Genomic DNA, 17322 nt, shown 5'->3' with positions numbered 1-17322 from the left:
TCATCATGGGTGAAGTGGAACCCCCGACCGCCGCGGGCCGCCACCGGATCGACCGCCTGCTCGGCTCGGGCGGGTTCGCCTCGGTGTGGCTCGGCCACGACCCGGACCTCGACGCCCCCGTCGCGGTCAAGATCCTCGGCGAGCACTGGACGCTCCGCGCCGACGTGCGGGAGCGGTTCGTGCAGGAGGCGCGGCTGCTGCGCCGCGCCGACTCGCACCGGCTGGTGCAGGTCTTCGACATCGGCGAGCTGCCGGACGGGCGGCCCTACTTCGTGATGACCTACGCCGACCGGGGCACGCTCGCGGACCGGCTGGCCGGCGGCCCGCTCCCGGCCGACGAGGCGCTGCGCGCCGCGCTGGAGATCGCCCGCGGCGTGCAGGACCTGCACGACCTCGGCATCGTGCACCGCGACCTCAAGCCGTCCAACATCCTGCTGCGGTCGGTGCCGGGCGGCGGCGAGCGGCTCATGATCGCCGATCTCGGGATCGCGCGCTGCGGGGACCACCTGTCCTGCCTGACGCTGCCCGCGGGCTCCCCCGGCTACATGGCCCCCGAGCAGGCGCAGGTCGACGGCGCCCCCGACCACCGCGCCGACGTCTACGGCCTCGGCGCGCTCACCCACCGCCTGCTGACCGGGGAGCCGCCCGCGGTGCCCCCGCGGCCGCCGGGCGAGGCGCGGCCCGGCGTTCCGCCCGCGGTGGACGCGGTCGTGCTGCGCGCGCTCGACCCCGACCGCGAGCGGCGCTGGCCGTCGGCCGCGGCGTTCGCGGACGCGCTCGCCGCCGCTGAGACCGCCGGGACCGGCGAGGCCACCGGGTCCCCCGGCGCCGAGGGTGGGCGGGGCACCGCCACCGTCCCGGCCTGGGCGGTGGGCCGGCGCGCCCGCTTCCGGTCGCTGGCCGCCGCGACCGCGCTGGCGGCGGTGGCGACCGGCGCCGCCGGGACGTACTGGGCGGTCGCCGGGCGGGCGGGCGACACCGCGCCCCGCCCGGCGGGCCGGTGGCTGCGGGCCGGCTCCGACATCCCCGCCCGGTACCGCGGCCTGATCGTCGAGGCGGGGACGTGGTGCCGGATGCCGGGGCTGAGCCCGGCGCTGATCGCGGCGATGCTGAAGGCGGAGAGCGGCTTCGACCCGCACCTGTCCGACCCGGCGAAGGACGAGTACGGCATCGCCCGCTGGACGCCGCGGGTCCTGGGCTTCTGGCAGCCAAGCGGGCTCGACCACCCCGAGCCCGCCCCGGACGAGATCACGCCGGAGCTGTCGATCCCGGCGATGGGCCGCTTCCTGTGCTTCTGGGGCAAGAGGCTGAGGCACGTGCCGGGCGACCCGGCGCTGAACCTCGCCGCCGCCTACCGGACGTCGTCCAGGAAGGTGGTGAAGGCGGGCGGTGTGCCCGCCGAGGCCAGGCCCTACACCGAGCTGGTCAGCCGCTACATGAACGACTACCGGCCGCGCTGACGCCGCGTCCGGCCGCGCGGTTCCGGCTCAGCCGGCGCCGTAGACGGGCTCGGGGTCGGGCGCCTTGGCCAGCAGGTCCCTGACGACGTCACCGACCTCGGCCGGGTCCCAGCGGGCGCCCTTGTCGGCCGTGGGGCCGTGCCGGAAGGCGTCCATCACGCAGATCTTGCCGCCCTCGGCCTCGAAGACGCGGCCCGTCACGCCGCGCGACCCGGCGGAGCCGAGCCAGACGACGAGCGGGGAGACGTTCTCCGGGGCCATCGCGTCGAACTCGCCCTCGGCCGGAGCGGCCATCGTCTGCGCGAAGACCTCCTCGGTCATCCGGGTGCGGGCGGCGGGCGCGATCGCGTTGACGGCCACGCCGTACCGGCCCAGCTCGGCGGACGCGACGAGCGTCAGCCCCACGATGCCGGCCTTGGCGGCGGAGTAGTTGCCCTGCCCGACGCTGCCGAGCAGCCCGGCGCCGGACGAGGTGTTGATCACGCGGGCGTCGACCTCGCGGCCCGCCTTGCTCTCCGCCCGCCAGTACCGGCCGGCGTGCTTGAGCGGCAGGAAGTGCCCCTTGAGGTGGACGCGCATGACGGCGTCCCACTCGTCCTCGCCGAGGTTGACCAGCATGCGGTCGCGCAGGAACCCGGCGTTGTTGACGAGGGTGTCGAGCCGCCCGAACGTGTCGACGGCCGCCGCGACCAGGGCGGCGGCGCCCGCGTCGGTGGCGATGTCGTCGGTGCTGGCGACGGCCCTGCCGCCGAGCGCCTCGATCTCCCGGACGACGTCGTGCGCGGGGCCGCCGGACGCCTCGCCGGTGCCGTCCCGCGCGACGCCGAGGTCGTTCACGACGACGAGGGCGCCCTGGCGGGCGAACTCCAGCGCGTGGGCGCGGCCGAGCCCGCGGCCGGCGCCGGTGACGGCGACCACCCGGTCCTTGCAGATCATCGTGACTCCTCCTTGTTCACGGTGGCGGCGTCCAGGAAGGCGGGGCGCTCTCCCCCGCCGTGGACGTGCATCGACGCGCCGCTGACGTAGGACGCGAGGTCCGACGCGAGGAACGCGCAGGCGGCGCCGATGTCGTAGGGGTCGGCGAGCCGGCCGAGCGGGACGGTCCCGGCGACGGCCGCGATACCGTCCTCGTCGCCGTAGTGCAGGTGGGACAGCTCGGTGCGGACCATCCCGAGGATCAGCGTGTTGACCCGGATGTGCGGCGCCCACTCGACGGCGAGCGACGTGGTGAGGCTGTGCAGGCCGGCCTTGGCGGCGCCGTAGGCGGCGGTGCCGGGCGAGGGCCGCACCCCGCTCACGCTGCCGATGTTGACGACCGAGCCGCCGCCGCGCGCCATGATCTTCGGTTGCAGCGCCCGCGCCATGATCAGCGCCGAGGTCAGGTTCAGTTCGATGATCTTGACGTGGGTGCGCAGGCTTCCGTCGGCGACCGGCAGGTACGGCGCGCCGCCCGCGTTGTTGACCAGCACGTCGACGCCGTCGAGGCCGTCGGCGAACTCCTGCACGGCGTCCGGGTCGCGCACGTCCAGCGAGACGAACCGCGCCGTGCGGCCGCCCGCCTCCGGAAGCGCCTCGGGTTCGCGCCGGGCGACCGCGACGACGTCGGCGCCCGCCTCCAGCAGGGCGCGGCTGATCCCGGCGCCGACCCCGCGCACGCCCCCCGTGACCACGGCGGTCCGGCCGCCCAGGTCGAGCGTCAGTGACATTCCGCCTCCTCTGCTACCTTCTGTTCTAACAAATGTTTGGTGGAAAGGTAGCGCATGGGAGTCTCCACCACGACCCTGGACGGGGTCGCCGAGATCGTCGTGGACGCGCCGCCGGTCAACGCGCTGACCGTCGCGGGCTGGTACGAGCTGGCCGACGCGGTGCTCGCCGCCGGCCGCGACCCCGAGGTCGGCGCGGTCGTGCTCCGGGCCGAGGGCCGGGGCTTCAACGCGGGCGTCGACATCAAGGAGATGCAGAGCACCGAGGGCCACGCCGCCCTCGTCGGCGCGAACCGCGGCTGCTACGCCGCCTTCGCCGCCGTGTACGACTGCGAGGTCCCGGTCGTCGCCGCGGTCCACGGCTTCTGCCTGGGCGGCGGGATCGGCCTGGCCGGCAACGCCGACATCGTGGTCGCCTCGCAGGACGCGTACTTCGGGCTGCCGGAGGTGGACCGGGGCGCCCTCGGCGCCGCGACCCACCTGGCCCGGCTCGTCCCGCAGCACCTGATGCGCGCGATGGTCTACACGTGCCGCAACGTCACGGCGGAGGAGCTGCACCACCACGGCTCGGTGCTGGAGGTCGTCCCGGCGGGCGAGCTGCGCGCCAAGGCCATGGAGGTCGCCGCCGGCATCGCCGCCAAGGACCGGTACGTGATCCGGCGGGCCAAGGAGTCGCTGAACGGCATCGACCCGGTCGACGTCAAGCGCAGCTACCGCTACGAGCAGGGCTTCACGTTCGAGCTGAACCTCGTCGGCGCGGGCGACGAGCACCGTGACGCCTTCGTCGCGAAGGGGGCCAAGTGAGTTCCAAGGTGATGTCGGCCGACGAGGTCGCCGCGTCGCTGGAGAGCGGCATGACCGTCGGGATCGGCGGCTGGGGGTCGCGGCGCAAGCCGATGGCGCTCGTCCGGGCGATCCTCCGCTCCCCCGTCACCGACCTGACGGTGGTGAGCTACGGCGGCCCGGACGTGGGCCTGCTGTGCGCGGCCGGGAAGGTCCGGCGGCTGGTCACGGCGTTCGTGACGATGGACTCGATCCCGCTGGAGCCGCACTTCCGGCAGGCGCGCCAGACGGGCGCGATCGAGCTGACCGAGTACGACGAGGGCATGTTCCTGTTCGGGCTGTACGCGGCGGCGCACCGGCTGCCGTTCCTGCCGACCCCGGTCGGGCTCGGCTCGGACGTGATGAAGGTCAACCCGGAGCTGAAGACGGTCCGGTCGCCGTACGACGACGCGACCGAGCTGGTCGCCGTCCCTCCGCTGACGATGGACGTCGCGCTCGTGCACATGAACCGCGCCGACGCGCGCGGCAACGCCCAGTACCTCGGCCCCGACCCCTACATGGACGACCTGTTCGCCAAGGCGGCCGGGCGCACCTACGTGTCGTGCGAGCGGCTGGTCGACACGGCCGACTTCGCCAAGGAGGGGCCGGTCCAGTCGATGCTGATCAGCCGGTCGCATGTGGCGGGCGTGGTGGAGACCCCGAACGGGGCGCACTTCACCGACTGCGTGCCCGACTTCGGGCGGGACGAGAAGTTCCAGAAGCTCTACGCGCAGTCGGCGGCCGACCCGGAGAAGTGGGCCGAGTTCAGCGAGCGGTTCCTGTCCGGCGACGAGGCCGCCTACCAGGACGCCGTCCGGGCCTGGCGCGAGGAGGAGTCCCGATGAGTGACGTGACGCGCGCGGAGGTGTGCGCCGCGGCGTGCGCCGACCTGTTCCGCGGCGACGGGGAGATCGTCGCGGCGGCGGTGGCGGGGTTCGTGCCGATGCTGGGGTCCCGGCTGGCGCGGGCGACGTTCGAGCCCGACCTGCTGACGACCGACGGCGGGCCGGCGCTGAGCGCCGAGCCCGTCCCGCTCGGCCGGCCGGCGGAGACCGCCGAGGGCTGGCTGCCGTTCCGCGACCACCTGTGGCTCGTGCTGAACGGCCGCCGGCACGTGGTGATGGGGCCGAGCCAGATCGACGCGCACGGCAACACCAACATCTCGTGCATCGGCGACTGGGAGCGGCCGTCCCGGCAGCTCCTCGGGGTACGCGGCGGGCCCGGCAACACGCGGCTGAACACGACGAGCTACTGGGTGCCGAAGCACTCCGCGCGCGTGTTCACCGAGAAGGTCGACATGGTCAGCGGCGTCGGCTGGGACCGGGGCGCGCACGAGATCCGCGCGGTCGTGACCAACCTCGCCGTCCTCGACTTCGAGACCCCCGACCGGCGGATGCGGCTGCGCTCGGTCCACCCGGGCGTGAGCGTCGCGGACGTCACCGCCGCCACCGGGTTCGAGCTGGCCGTCCCGGACGAGGTGCCCGAGACGCGGCTGCCCGACGAGACCGAACTGCGGATCATGCGCGAGGTCCTCGACCCGAAGGGGCTGCGCGAGCGGGAGGTCCCGGCATGAGACGGGCGCACCCGGAGTGCGGGGCGCCGGTCTCCCGAAGGAGGGGGGCCTGATGGAGCAGATGCTCGACACCCCGCTGACCCGGCTGGCCGGCGTGCGGCACCCGGTCGTGCAGACCGGCATGGGCTGGGTGGCCGGGCCGCGGCTCGTCACCGCCGTGGCGAACGCGGGCGGGCTCGGCGTCCTGGCCTCGGCGACGATGACGCTCGACCAGCTCGCCGACGCGATCCACGAGGTGAAGGACCGCACGGACGCCCCGTTCGGGGTCAACCTGCGGGCGGACGCCGGCGACGCGGGCGACCGCATCGACCTGCTGATCAAGGAGGGCGTGAAGGTCGCCTCGTTCGCGCTCGCGCCCAAGCGGGAGCTGATCGCCAAGCTGAAGGACGCCGGGCTCGTGGTGATCCCGTCGGTCGGCGCGCGGCGGCACGCGGAGAAGGTCGCGGGCTGGGGCGCGGACGCCGTGCTCGTCCAGGGCGGCGAGGGCGGCGGCCACACCGGCGCCGTCGCCACCACGCTGCTGCTGCCGCAGGTGGTGGACGCGGTGGACATCCCGGTCATCGCGGCCGGCGGCTTCTTCGACGGGCGCGGCCTCGCCGCCGCGCTCTCCTACGGGGCGGCCGGCGTCGCGATGGGCACCCGGTTCCTGCTGACGTCCGACAGCTCGGTGCCCGACGCGGTCAAGCAGGTGTACCTGCGGACCGGCGACACCGTGGTGACGCGGCAGGTCGACGGCATGCCCCACCGCGTGCTGCGCAGCGAGCTGGTCGACACGCTGGAGCGGTCGGGCCGGATCGGCGGGCTCGTCCGGGCGGTGCGCAACGGCGCCCGGTTCAAGAAGCTGTCCGGGATGTCGTGGCGGGAGATGATCGCCGACGGCAAGGCGATGAAGCACGGCAAGGACCTGTCGTGGTCGCAGGTGCTGATGGCCGCGAACACGCCGATGCTGCTGAAGGCGGCCATGGTGGACGGCCGCCCGGACCTCGGCGTGATGGCCTCGGGCCAGGTCGTCGGCGTCATCGACGACCTGCCCACCTGCGGCCAGCTCATCGACGGCATCGTGCGGCAGGCCGCGGCGGCGATCACCGCCCAGCAGTCCCTTCTCGTGCGCTGAGGCGCCCCGGGCCGCACGAAACGGCCGCCGGTCCCCCGCGGAGATCCGCGCGGGGACCGGCGGCCGTGCCGCTTGCGGCGGGTCAGCCGCTCACGGCGAGGACGAGCTTCCCGGTCGTGGCGCCCGACTCGATGCGCTCGTGCGCCTCGGCGGCCCGCTCCAGGGGCAGTTCCTCGACCTGGACGCGCAGGTCGCCGGAGGCCGCGGCGGCCACCGCGCGGCGCAGGGCGCGGCCCGCCTCGGCCGGGAACGTGCCCGCGAACGCGGCGAGGTTGAACCCGGACACCGTCTTGTTGGTGAACCACAGCTCGTTCGCCGGGACGCCCACGTCGTCCGCACCGGACGCGTTGCCCATCACCACCATCCGGCCCATCGGGGCGAGCGCGTCCAGGCTCGCGCGGCGGGCCGGGCCGCCGACCATGTCCACGACGATGTCGAAGCCGCGGCCGCCGGTGAGGCGGCCGGCCTCGCCCGCCAGGCCGGCGCGCAGCACGACGTCGTCGTAGCCGAACCCGCGCGCGGCCTCGATCTTGGCCGGGCCGCCGACCGTGCCGGCCACCCGCCCCGCGCCGAGCAGCCGGGCCGCCTGGCCGAGCTGGCTGCCGACGCCCCCGGCCGCCGCGTGCACGAGCACGGTCTCGCCCGGCTCGATGCGCGCGACGCGGTCCAGGACGAGGAACGCGGTGGCGCCGTTGGACGGGACGGCCGCCGCGACGTCCAGCCCGAGGTCCAGGCCGTCGAGCGGGGCGACGAGGTCGGCGGAGGTCACCGCGACCTCGGCGTAGCCGCCGCTGTCCACGATCGTGAGGGCGGCGACGGGCTGGCCCCTGCGCAGCCCCTCGACGTCCGGCCCGACCTCCCTGATGCGTCCGGACACCTCGATGCCGGGGACGAACGGCAGCGGCACGTCCACGACGCCCCGCCGGTACAGCACCTCGGCGAAGTTCGCCCCCGCGTACGCGACGTCGATGGACACCTGGCCCGGCCCCGGCTCGGGGGCCTTCATCTCGGCCTCGCGCAGCACGTCCGCGCCGCCGAACTCCGGAATCGTGATCGCGCGCATCAGTACCGGTCTCCCACGGGCGCGGGGACCCGGTCCAGCTCGGCCAGGTCGGCTTCGGTGAGGTCGAGGCCGGCGGCGCCGGCGTTGTCGTGCAGGTAGCGCCGCTTCTTCGTGCCGGGGATCGGGATGACGTGGTCGCCCTGCGCGAGCGTCCAGGCGATCGCCACCTGCGCGGGCGTCGCGCCGTGCCGCGCGGCGACGGCCTTGACGGCCTCCACGATGCGCAGGTTGGCACGCAGGGCGCCGTCCTGGAAGCGCGGGTTGCCGGCCCGGAAGTCGGTGTCCTCGAACTCGGCGGAGGTCACCGTCCCGGTGAGGAAGCCGCGGCCGAGCGGGGAGTACGGCACGAACGCGGCGCCGTTGGCGGCGCACCAGCCCACCACGTCGCCCACTCCCCCGCCGGCACCGGACATGTCGCCGGGGATGACGCCCGCGCGGCCGCCGGGCGCGCCCAGGGCGTCGCGCGTCCACAGCGACAGCTCCGACTGGATCGCCGCGACCGGGTGGATCGCGTGCGCCTCGGCGGCCTGCGCGACGCTCACCTCCGACAGCCCCAGCCTGCGGACCTTGCCCTCGGCGACCAGCTCCGCCATCGCTCCCCAGGACTCGGCGAGCGGCACGTCCGGGTCGACCCGGTGCAGGTAGTACAGGTCGATCACGTCGGTGCCGAGGCGGCGCAGGCTGTCCTCGGCGGATCCCTTGACGAACTCGGGGCGGCCGTCCCGGACGATGTCGCGGGCGGACGGCGGCTCCAGGGACAGGCCCGTCTTCGTGGCGACGACCGCCTCGTCCCGGCGGCCCTCCAGCGCGCGCCCGACGAGGGTCTCGTTGTGGCCGGAGCCGTAGCGCTGCGCGGTGTCCAGGAACGTCACGCCGAGGTCGAGGGCCTCCCGGATCAGCGCGACCGACGCCTCGTCGTCCCGTTCCGACGCGGTGTAGGCCCAGCTCATCCCCATGCACCCGAGCCCGACGGCGCCCACCGGCCTGCCCGCGAAATCACGCGTTCTCATGATTCGTCCTCCATCAGTTCCGCTGACGAGGACGATCCTGCTGGACCGGGGCCGGGGACGGCAGACTCCGCTGAACCTGGGTCTGGCACCACCACCCTCAGGGGGCGGGGTCGGGCGGTGGGCCGGGTCGGCCGGCGGGGTCAGCCGGCGGCGGGCAGGGCGCGGCCGGCCATCAGTCGTTCGAGGCGCTCCCGCGTTCCGGTGCCCGGCCGCGGGTTGTGCAGCACCAGGTGGTGGCCCGGACGGTCGGCCAGCGGCAGCAGCGTCCCCTCGAAGACCAGCTCGCCCGCCTCGGGATGGTTGATCGCCTTGACCGCCAGGGGCGGCGCGCTCACCTCGTGGCGCGGCCACAGCTCGGCGAACTCGGGGCTGGCGGCCAGCATGTCGGCGATGAGCCGGTCGAAGCCGGGGTCGTCGGGGTAGCGGGCGGCGTCGGCCCGGAACCGCGCGACGACGTCGGGGGCGGCGGCGGTCCAGTGCGCGTGCATCGACCGGTAGCGGACGTTGGTGAAGAACGTCACCAGGCAGTTGTGGTCGGTGTCGCCGTAGCCGAAGACCTCGCGGGCCGCGTCGTTGATGGCGAGGAAGTTCCAGTGCCGGTCGCGGATGTAGGCGGGGCGCGGCAGCCAGGCGTCCAGGACGCGCTGGAGCTCCGGCGTGACCGGGACGGCCGGGTCGGCCTCCGCCCGCGGCGGGTTCAGGCCCGCGAGCAGGTACAGGTGCTCGCGCTCGGCTTCGTCCAGCCTCAGCGCGCGCGCCACCGCGTCGAGGACGTCGCCGGAGACCTTGATGTCGCGGCCCTGCTCCAGCCACGTGTACCAGGACACCCCGACCCCGGCGAGGACGGCGACCTCCTCGCGGCGCAGGCCCGGCGTGCGGCGCCGCCCGCCGTCGGGCATGCCGACGTCGGCGGGGGTGAGCCGGGCGCGGCGGGTCCGCAGGAAGTCGCGCAGTTCGTCGCGGCGGCGGCCGGGGGCGGAGGCTGGGGTCGGACTTGCCATGGCGCCACGATAACGGCCGCCCCCGTCCGGCCGGGAGGTCAGCCCGCGCCGTCCAGCAGCCTGCGGCCGATGATCATCTTCTGGATGTCGGCGGTGCCCTCGCCGATCAGCAGCATCGGCGCCTCCCGGTAGAGCCGCTCGATCTCGAACTCCGTGGAGTACCCGTAGCCGCCGTGGATGCGGAAGGCGTCCTCGACGACCTCCTTGCAGTACTCACTGGCCAGGTACTTCGCCATGCCCGCCTCGAGGTCGTTGCGCTCGCCGGAGTCCTTGCGCCGCGCCGCCATGACCATCATCTGGTGCGCGGCCTCGACCTTGGTGGCCATCTCGGCGAGGCGGAACAGGACGGCCTGGTGGTCGGCGATGGGCCGGCCGAACGTCTCGCGCTGCCGCGCGTAGCCGAGGGCCAGCTCGTAGGCGCGCCTGGCGACGCCGCAGCCGCGCGCCGCGACGTTGACGCGGCCGACCTCGACGCCGTCCATCATCTGGTAGAAGCCGCGGCCGGGCGCGCCGCCGAGGATCCGGGCCGCGGGGACGCGGTACCCGTCGAAGAGCAGCTCGGTGGTGTCGACGCCCTTGTAGCCCATCTTCTCGATCTTGCCCGGGACGGTCAGGCCGGGCGCGACCTCGCCGAAGCCGGGGGTCTTGTCGACGAGGAACGTGGTCATGCCGCGGTGCCCGGCGTCCGGGTCGGTCTTGACCAGCGTCGCGACGAGGTTGGCCGAGGCGCCGTTGGTCAGCCACATCTTCCGGCCGTTGATCACGTAGTCGCCGCCGTCGGGGACGGCGCGGGTGGTGATGGCGGAGACGTCGGAGCCGCAGCCGGGCTCCGACATCGAGAACGCGCCGCGGACCTCCCCCGTCGCCATCCTCGGCAGGTAGTGCGCCTTCTGCTCCTCGGTGCCGTGGTGGGCGATCATCCACGCGACGATGAAGTGGGTGTTGACGATGCCGGACACGCTCATCCAGCCGCGCGACAGCTCCTCCACGACCAGCGCGTACGTCAGCAGCGACGCGCCCAGCCCGCCGTGCTCCTCACCGATCATCAGGCCGAACAGCCCGAGGTCCTTCATGCCGTCGACGATCGCCTGCGGGTACTCGTCGGCGTGCTCCAGGGCGGCGGCGACCGGGAGGATCTCCCGGTCGACGAACGCGCGGACGGTCGCGACGATCTCCCGCTGCTCGTCCGACAGCCCGTGCGTCTGCTGCAGCCTGCTCATCCGTGCTCCCTTTCCGGCCTGAAGCCCTAGCGGCCCTCGAAACGCGGCGGGCGGCGCTCGGCGAACGCGGCGCGGCCCTCGGCGAAGTCGGCGCTGCCGAACAGCGCGGTCTGCTCCTCCAGCTCGGCCTCCAGCAGCCCGTCCGGTTCGAGGTCGGTGCAGGCCAGCAACCGCTTGGCGGCGGCGACCGAGAGCGGGGCGAGCGCGGCGGACTCGGCGGCCAGGCCGAGCGCGGCGTCCAGGGCTCCGCCGGGCGGCGCGAGGGAGTCGGCGAGGCCGATCTCGTAGGCACGCGGCGCGGGGACGGTGCGCCCGAAGACGAGCATCTCCTTGGCGCGGCCCATGCCGACGCGGCGCGGAAGCGTCCAGAGCAGGCCGCCGTCGGCGACGAGGCCGACCTTGCCGAACGCGGCGACGAACCGGGCGTCCTCGGCGGCGACCACGTGGTCGCAGACGGCGGCGAGGGACACCCCGAGCCCGGCGGCGGCGCCCTCGACGGCGGCGATCACGGGCGTGCCGCACGTCGCGATGAGCCGGACGGCCTCGTGCAGGGGGTCGAGCCGGGCGCGGACGTCCTCCGGCGCGGCGCCCTCCATCGACCGGACGTCGCCGCCCGCCGAGAACGTCCGGCCGGCGCCGGTCAGCACGATCGCCCGGACGGCGGGGTCGTCGGCGGCGCGCCGCAGTTCGGCCAGCAGCAGCAGCCGCATCGGAATGTCGACCGCGTTGCGCGCCTCCGGCCGGTTCAGCGTGAGCACCCGCGCGGTGTCGCGGTCGGTGACCGTGACCACCTGGTCGTCCATGCGCCCTCCCGAAAATTTTTTATACGATACGCGCCCGAGCCGGGCGGCCTCACTCCGGCTCGTCCGCCCAGAAGCCCCGGGCCTCCAGATGCACGACCAGCAGGGTGCCCGCATGCCTGATGTGGGCGCGCATCGCCTGCCGCGCCGCCTCGGCGTCCCCGGCGCGCAGCGCGGCGAGGACGAGCCGGTGGTCGTCGACCGACGCCCGCGTCCAGCCCTCGATCCCGGCGTAGAAGCGGCGCGGCGCGTACCGGACCACGGTCTGCAGCAGCCACGCCGTCTTCGGCGACTCCGCGCGCAGGTTGATCAGCCGGTGGAACTGGTGGTTGGCCCGCTCGACGCCCTCCGGGTCTCCGGCCTCGAACGCCTGCTCCAGCAGCGCCTGCGTCCGGTCGAGGGCGTCGAGGTCGGTCTCGGCGGCGCGGCCGGCGGCGCGGGCCGCCAGTTCGCCCGCGAAGTACGCCTGCGCCTCGAACAGGTCCTGGACGTCCTGCCGGGTGAGCGGCGCCGGCATGAACCCGCGGCGCGGCTCCAGCGTGACGAAGCCCTCGCCGCGCAGCGACAGCAGGGCCTCCCGGACCGGGGTGACGCTGATTCCGAGGTCCTCGGCGATCCGCTCCAGCCGGAGGAACTCGCCGTGCCTCACCTGGCCCGACATGATCATGTCGCGGACGTGCGCGGCCACCTCGTCGCTCAGCTGGCGGCGCCGGCCGAGGGCCGGGCCGCCGGAACCGGCAGCGGTCATCGTGCCCTCCGGGCGCCTGCGGTATTTTCACATCAAATATATGAGAGATCGCCCCCGTGCGGGAGCCCGTCGGGAGGAGGGTGGAGCCGCCGTGTTCACGCTCAGTGACGAGGAGCGCGCCATCGTCGAGGTCGTCGCGGACTTCGTCGACAGGGAGGTCCGCCCGGTCGCCCGGGACCTGGAGCACGCGGGCGCGTACCCCGAGCGCCTCATCGACCGGATGAAGGAGCTCGGCGTCTACGGCCTCGCGGTGCCCGCGCCCTACGGCGACGTCGCCGTCTCCAAGGCGTGCTACGCGCTCGTCACCGAGGAGCTGGCGCGCGGCTGGATGACCCTGGCCGGCGCGTTCGGCGGGCACACGGTCGTCTCGCACCTGCTCGCGGTGTTCGGCACCGAGGAGCAGAAGGCCCGCTACCTGCCCCGGATGGCGACCGGCGAGCTGCGGGCCACGATGGCGCTCACCGAGCCGTCCGGCGGCTCGGACCTCCAGGCGATGACCACGACCGCGCGGCGGGACGGCGACCGGTACGTCGTCGACGGCGCCAAGATGTGGATCACCAACGCGCGCATGTCGGGGCTCATCGCGCTGCTGTGCAAGACCGACCCGGGTGCCACGCCGCGGCACCGGGGCATCAGCATCCTGCTGGTGGAGAAGGGCCCCGGCCTGACCGTCTCCCGCGACCTGCCGAAGCTCGGCTACAAGGGCGTGGAGAGCTGCGAGCTGTCCTTCGACGGCTACGAGGCGCCCCTCGACGCGCTGCTCGGCGGCGAGGAGGGATGCGGCTTCGCCCAGATGATGCGGGGCCTGGAAGTGGGCCGCATCCAGGTCGCGGCGCGCGCGCTCGGCGTCGGCCGCGCCGCCCTGGAGGACTCCATCCGCTACGCCCAGGAGCGCGAGGCGTTCGGCAAGCCGATCTGGCAGCACCAGTCGATCGGCAACTACCTCGCCGACATGGCCACGCAGCTGCGGGCCGCGCGGCTGCTCACCCTCGACGCCGCCCGGCGCCTGGACGCGGGCGAGCGCTGCGACATGGAGGCGGGCATGGCCAAGCTCTACGCGTCCGAGGCCGCGATGCGGATCGCGCTGGACGCCGTCCGCATCCACGGCGCGGCGGGCTACTCCACCGAGTTCGACGTCGAGCGCTACTTCCGCGACGCCCCGCTGATGATCGTCGGCGAGGGGACCAACGAGATCCAGCGCAACGTCATCGTCAAGCAGCTGATCGAGCGCAACCGGATCTGAGACGCGGGGCGCCGCGTCACGGTGCGGTCGCGGGGTCCTCGCCGGCGCGGATCCAGCCGAACGTGCGCTCCACGGCCCGCTTCCAGTTGTCGTACTCGGCGGCGCGCCGCGCCGGCTCCATCGCCGGGACCCAGCGGGCGGCCCGGTGCCAGTTGCGGCGCAGCCCTTCGAGGCTCGCCCAGTAGCCGACGGCGAGCCCGGCGGCGTAGGCGGCGCCGAGCGACACCGTCTCGACCACCATCGGCCGCTCCACCGGCACGTTCAGCACGTCCGCGACCATCTGCATGACGAGGTTGTCGGACGTCATGCCGCCGTCGGCCTTCAGCTCCTTCAGGCCGAGGCCCGAGTCGGCGTTCATCGCGTCCACGACCTCGCGGGTCTGCCACCCGGTCGCCTCCAGCACGGCCCGCGCCAGGTGCCCCTTGGTGATGTAGGAGGTGAGGCCGACGATGATGCCGCGCGCCTCGCTGCGCCAGTGCGGCGCGAACAGCCCGGAGAAGGCCGGGACGATGTAGCAGCCGCCGTTGTCGTCGACCGACCGGGCCAGGGTCTCGATCTCCGGCGCGGTGGAGATCAGTCCGAGGCCGTCCCGGAACCACTGGACGAGCGCCCCGGTGATCGCGATCGAGCCCTCCAGCGCGTACACCGCCGGCTCGTCGCCGATCTTGTAGCCGACGGTGGTGAGCAGCCCGTTCGCCGACTTCACCGGCGTGGTGCCGGTGTTCATCAGCAGGAACGCGCCCGTCCCGTAGGTGCACTTGGTCTCGCCCGGGGAGAAGCACGTCTGGCCGAACAGGGCGGCCTGCTGGTCGCCGAGGGCGGCGCCGATCAGCACCCCCGGGAACACTCGGCGGGCCGTCCCGTAGGTCTCGGTGGACGACCTGATCTCCGGCAGCATCGCGGCCGGCACGCCGAAGAAGTCGAGCAGGCCGGCGTCCCAGGTCAGGGAGCGCAGGTCCATCAGCAGGGTGCGGCCGGCGTTGGTCACGTCGGTGACGTGCACGCCGCCGTCGACGCCGCCGCTGAGGTTCCAGATGAGCCAGCTCTCCATCGTGCCGAACAGCACCTCACCGCGTTCGGCGCGCTCCCGCAGGCCGGGCGTGTGGTCGAGCATCCAGCGGATGCGCGGGGCGGAGAAGTAGGTGGCCAGCGGCAGCCCGCTGCGCTCGGTGACCATCGCGGCGCCGGGCGCGCGGGCCAGCTCGTCCACCAGGGCGCCGGTGCGCATGTCCTGCCAGACGATGGCGCGGCCGATCGGGACCCCGGTCAGCCGGTCCCACAGGACGGTCGTCTCCCGCTGGTTGGCGATCCCGACCGCCGCGACCTGGTCGGCGGTCACCCCCGCCTGCGCGAGCGCCTCGGGGGCGATCCGCTCCAGGTTGCGCCAGATCTCCATCGGGTCGTGCTCGACCCAGCCGGGCTTCGGGAAGTGCTGCCGGTGCTCGCGCTGCGCCACCGACACCAGCCGGCCGCCGTGGTCGAACAGGATGCACCGCGTCGATGTGGTGCCCTGGTCGATCGACATCACGTAGCGCTCGGTCACGGCCGCTCCCCTCCCCCGGCGCGCGCCGCCGGGGCCGCGGCGTCACCAGCGTGAGCCGCCGAGGTCGCGGGAGACGGCGCGGGCCGCGTCCCGCACGTACGCGACGAGCCGCGGTTCGGGGACGCGCCGGGCGTCGCAGATCCGCTCGACCGCACCGGAGATGCCGATGGCCCCGACCACCAGCCCGCCGTACCCGCGGATCGGCGCGGCGATGCCCGCCTCGCCGATCGACAGCTCCTCGGTCTCGGCGGCCCAGCCGTTCTCCCGCACCCGGGTGGCGGCCCGTGCGAGTTCGCGCGGATCGGTGATGGTGCGCCGGCAGTAGGACTCCAGCACGGTGTCGCGGATGGACGCGGCCGCGTTGGCGTCGTGGGCGAGCAGCGCCTTGCCGAGGGCGGTGGCGTGCAGCGGCAGCAGCGACCCGACGTCCATGGCCTGGAGGGTGTCGTCGGGGCGGAACACGTGGTGGACGACCAGGACCTTGCCCTCCAGCAGGGTCCCGATGCGGACGGCCTCGCCGCTGCGCGAGGCGAGCGCGTCGGCCCAGTTGATGGCGCGGGACCGCAGCTCGTTGACGTCCAGGTAGCTGGTTCCGAGATGCAGCAGGGCCGCGCCGAGCTGGTACTTGCCGCTGGAGCCGTCCTGCTCGACGAAGCCGACGCGCTCCAGGGTGCGCAGGATGCCGTGCGCGGTGCCGCGGGCGAGCCCGAGCGAGCTGGCGATCTCGCCCACGCCGAGCCGGCCCGAACTGGCGGCGAGCAGCCGCAGGATCGCGGCGGCGCGCTCGATCGACTGCACGGGTCCGGGCACGGATCCCAGGGTAGTTCTCCCGGCAGGGTGCCGACAATGTCGACACACGTCGTGATTGTCGCCCCGTACGGTCCGATCTGCCCGGATTCTGTGATCTCGTGCACAGACTGGAGGGTAACCGGCGCCGGGCGGCGGGGAAAGTGTTCGACATTGTCGGCGGCCTCCCGTTGTCCCGGCCTCCTCCGCGACTTACCGTCTGGCCAGCCTCACGGGGCCTCGCGTCCACCCCACCTGCCGAGGAGTGCCCATGACGGAACGCACCGCGGAACGACCGAGAATCCCCTCGCTCGCCGGTGAGCTCGCGGCCGAGTTCGCCGGCACCATGATCCTGATCCTGTTCGGCGTCGGCGTCGTCGCGCAGGTCGCGGCCGCCGACATCGGCGACCACGACAGCATCGCCTGGGCCTGGGGGCTCGGCGTCACGCTCGGCGTCTACGTCGCCGCGCGGATCAGCGGCGCCCACCTCAACCCGGCCGTCACCGTCGGGCTCGCCGTGTTCCGGGAGTTCGCCTGGCGCAAGACCGCGCCCTACATCGCCGCGCAGACGGCGGGCGCGTTCATCGCGGCGCTGCTCGTCCGCTGGAACTACAGCGAGGTGCTCGCCAAGGTCGACCCCGGCCACACGATCAAGACGCAGGGCGTCTTCTCCACCCTGCCCGGCAACGGCACCCTCCCGGTCGGCACCTGGGGCGCGTTCCGCGACCAGGTCATCGGCACCGCGATCCTGCTGTTCGTGATCAAGGCGCTGACCGACGTCCGGAACTCGCCGCCGCTGGCGAACCTGGCCCCGTTCCTGATCGGCCTGCTGGTGGTCGGGATCGGGATGGCGTTCGGCACCGACGCCGGCTACGCGATCAACCCGGCCCGCGACTTCGGCCCCCGGCTCGCCTCCTTCCTGACCGGCTACGGCGGCGCGTGGCGGGACCAGTACGGCGACCTGTACTTCTGGGTGCCGATCGTGGCGCCATTGATCGGCGGCGTCCTCGGCGTCGGGCTCTACAAGGCCCTGATCGGGCGGTTCCTGCCCGCCGAGGAGCCCGCCCAGGACATCGCCAAGCCCGAACCGCAGTACGAGACGGCCTGACCGCCTCGCACCCTCATCCCAGGAGACCGCACGCATGGCCGACTTCGTCGGTGCCCTCGACCAGGGCACGACCAGCACCCGCTTCATGATCTTCGATCACGGCGGGAACGAGATCGCGCGCCACCAGC

At 74.0% G+C, this 17322-nt stretch carries 17 protein-coding genes; 7 read left to right on the top strand and 10 right to left on the bottom strand.

Going from position 1 to position 17322, the window contains the following annotated elements; genetic code table 11:
- The first annotated feature begins 14 nt into the window (after positions 1–14).
- Positions 15–1460, top strand: a complete 1446-nt coding sequence (locus CHF16_RS27115; RefSeq protein ID WP_218826854.1) for a serine/threonine-protein kinase — start codon at positions 15–17, stop codon at positions 1458–1460.
- A gap of 27 nt (positions 1461–1487) precedes the next feature.
- Here the strand turns inward: CHF16_RS27115 and CHF16_RS27110 are convergent, their stop codons facing one another.
- Positions 1488–2396: an SDR family oxidoreductase gene (locus CHF16_RS27110; RefSeq protein WP_089328973.1), complete on the bottom strand. Its 909-nt coding sequence runs from the start codon at positions 2394–2396 to the stop codon at positions 1488–1490.
- Positions 2393–3166: an SDR family oxidoreductase gene (locus CHF16_RS27105; protein WP_089328972.1), complete on the bottom strand. Its 774-nt coding sequence runs from the start codon at positions 3164–3166 to the stop codon at positions 2393–2395. Before CHF16_RS27105 ends, CHF16_RS27110 begins: the two co-directional genes overlap by 4 nt.
- Positions 3167–3220: 54 nt before the next feature.
- Between CHF16_RS27105 and CHF16_RS27100 the strand changes: the two genes are divergently transcribed.
- The 4 genes from CHF16_RS27100 to CHF16_RS27085 are packed head-to-tail and all read left to right on the top strand — an operon-like array spanning position 3221 to position 6672.
- Positions 3221–3967, top strand: a complete 747-nt coding sequence (locus CHF16_RS27100) for an enoyl-CoA hydratase family protein (protein ID WP_089328971.1) — start codon at positions 3221–3223, stop codon at positions 3965–3967.
- An 11-nt stretch (positions 3968–3978) separates the two neighbouring features.
- Positions 3979–4830 (top strand): CoA transferase subunit A, encoded by an 852-nt coding sequence (locus CHF16_RS27095; protein ID WP_089329037.1) that lies wholly within the window; start codon positions 3979–3981, stop codon positions 4828–4830.
- Positions 4827–5558, top strand: coding sequence for a CoA-transferase subunit beta (locus CHF16_RS27090; RefSeq protein WP_089328970.1), 732 nt, complete (start codon positions 4827–4829; stop codon positions 5556–5558). The genes CHF16_RS27095 and CHF16_RS27090 overlap by 4 nt, the downstream gene beginning before the upstream one ends.
- A gap of 52 nt (positions 5559–5610) precedes the next feature.
- A complete protein-coding gene (locus CHF16_RS27085; protein ID WP_089328969.1) occupies positions 5611–6672 on the top strand; it encodes an NAD(P)H-dependent flavin oxidoreductase in 1062 nt (353 codons plus the stop codon).
- A gap of 82 nt (positions 6673–6754) precedes the next feature.
- Here the strand turns inward: CHF16_RS27085 and CHF16_RS27080 are convergent, their stop codons facing one another.
- The 6 genes from CHF16_RS27080 to CHF16_RS27055 form a co-directional block, all read right to left on the bottom strand.
- The gene (locus CHF16_RS27080; RefSeq protein ID WP_089328968.1) at positions 6755–7735 is read right to left on the bottom strand and encodes a quinone oxidoreductase family protein; all 981 of its coding nucleotides are present in this window, start codon (positions 7733–7735) and stop codon (positions 6755–6757) included.
- Entirely contained in the window at positions 7735–8745 is a 1011-nt protein-coding gene (locus tag CHF16_RS27075) for an aldo/keto reductase (protein ID WP_089328967.1), read from the bottom strand. Before CHF16_RS27075 ends, CHF16_RS27080 begins: the two co-directional genes overlap by 1 nt.
- Before the next feature lie 140 nt (positions 8746–8885).
- Complete coding sequence (locus tag CHF16_RS27070) at positions 8886–9746, bottom strand: helix-turn-helix transcriptional regulator (protein WP_089328966.1); 861 nt, start codon at positions 9744–9746, stop codon at positions 8886–8888.
- Positions 9747–9784: 38 nt separating this feature from the next.
- Positions 9785–10966: an acyl-CoA dehydrogenase family protein gene (locus CHF16_RS27065; protein WP_089328965.1), complete on the bottom strand. Its 1182-nt coding sequence runs from the start codon at positions 10964–10966 to the stop codon at positions 9785–9787.
- Positions 10967–10992: 26 nt separating this feature from the next.
- A complete protein-coding gene (locus CHF16_RS27060; protein WP_089328964.1) occupies positions 10993–11769 on the bottom strand; it encodes an enoyl-CoA hydratase/isomerase family protein in 777 nt (258 codons plus the stop codon).
- A 49-nt stretch (positions 11770–11818) separates the two neighbouring features.
- A complete protein-coding gene (locus CHF16_RS27055; protein WP_089328963.1) occupies positions 11819–12514 on the bottom strand; it encodes a GntR family transcriptional regulator in 696 nt (231 codons plus the stop codon).
- A 91-nt stretch (positions 12515–12605) separates the two neighbouring features.
- Here CHF16_RS27055 and CHF16_RS27050 point away from each other — a divergent pair, with 91 nt between their 5' ends.
- Entirely contained in the window at positions 12606–13757 is a 1152-nt protein-coding gene (locus tag CHF16_RS27050; RefSeq protein ID WP_179271721.1) for an acyl-CoA dehydrogenase family protein, read from the top strand.
- A 16-nt stretch (positions 13758–13773) separates the two neighbouring features.
- Here the strand turns inward: CHF16_RS27050 and glpK are convergent, their stop codons facing one another.
- Complete coding sequence (gene glpK / locus CHF16_RS27045; RefSeq protein WP_089328961.1) at positions 13774–15300, bottom strand: glycerol kinase GlpK; 1527 nt, start codon at positions 15298–15300, stop codon at positions 13774–13776.
- Positions 15301–15342: 42 nt separating this feature from the next.
- Positions 15343–16110 (bottom strand): IclR family transcriptional regulator, encoded by a 768-nt coding sequence (locus tag CHF16_RS27040; RefSeq protein WP_089328960.1) that lies wholly within the window; start codon positions 16108–16110, stop codon positions 15343–15345.
- Positions 16111–16357: 247 nt separating this feature from the next.
- Here CHF16_RS27040 and CHF16_RS27035 point away from each other — a divergent pair, with 247 nt between their 5' ends.
- Positions 16358–17194 (top strand): MIP/aquaporin family protein, encoded by an 837-nt coding sequence (locus CHF16_RS27035; RefSeq protein WP_089328959.1) that lies wholly within the window; start codon positions 16358–16360, stop codon positions 17192–17194.
- Positions 17195–17322: the final 128 nt, after the last annotated feature.

Source organism: Actinomadura meyerae, assembly GCF_900188445.1.
Taxonomy (GTDB): domain Bacteria; phylum Actinomycetota; class Actinomycetes; order Streptosporangiales; family Streptosporangiaceae; genus Spirillospora; species Spirillospora meyerae.
Note: the sequence above shows the minus strand (reverse complement) of the source record. Positions and strands in the feature narration are given on the sequence as shown.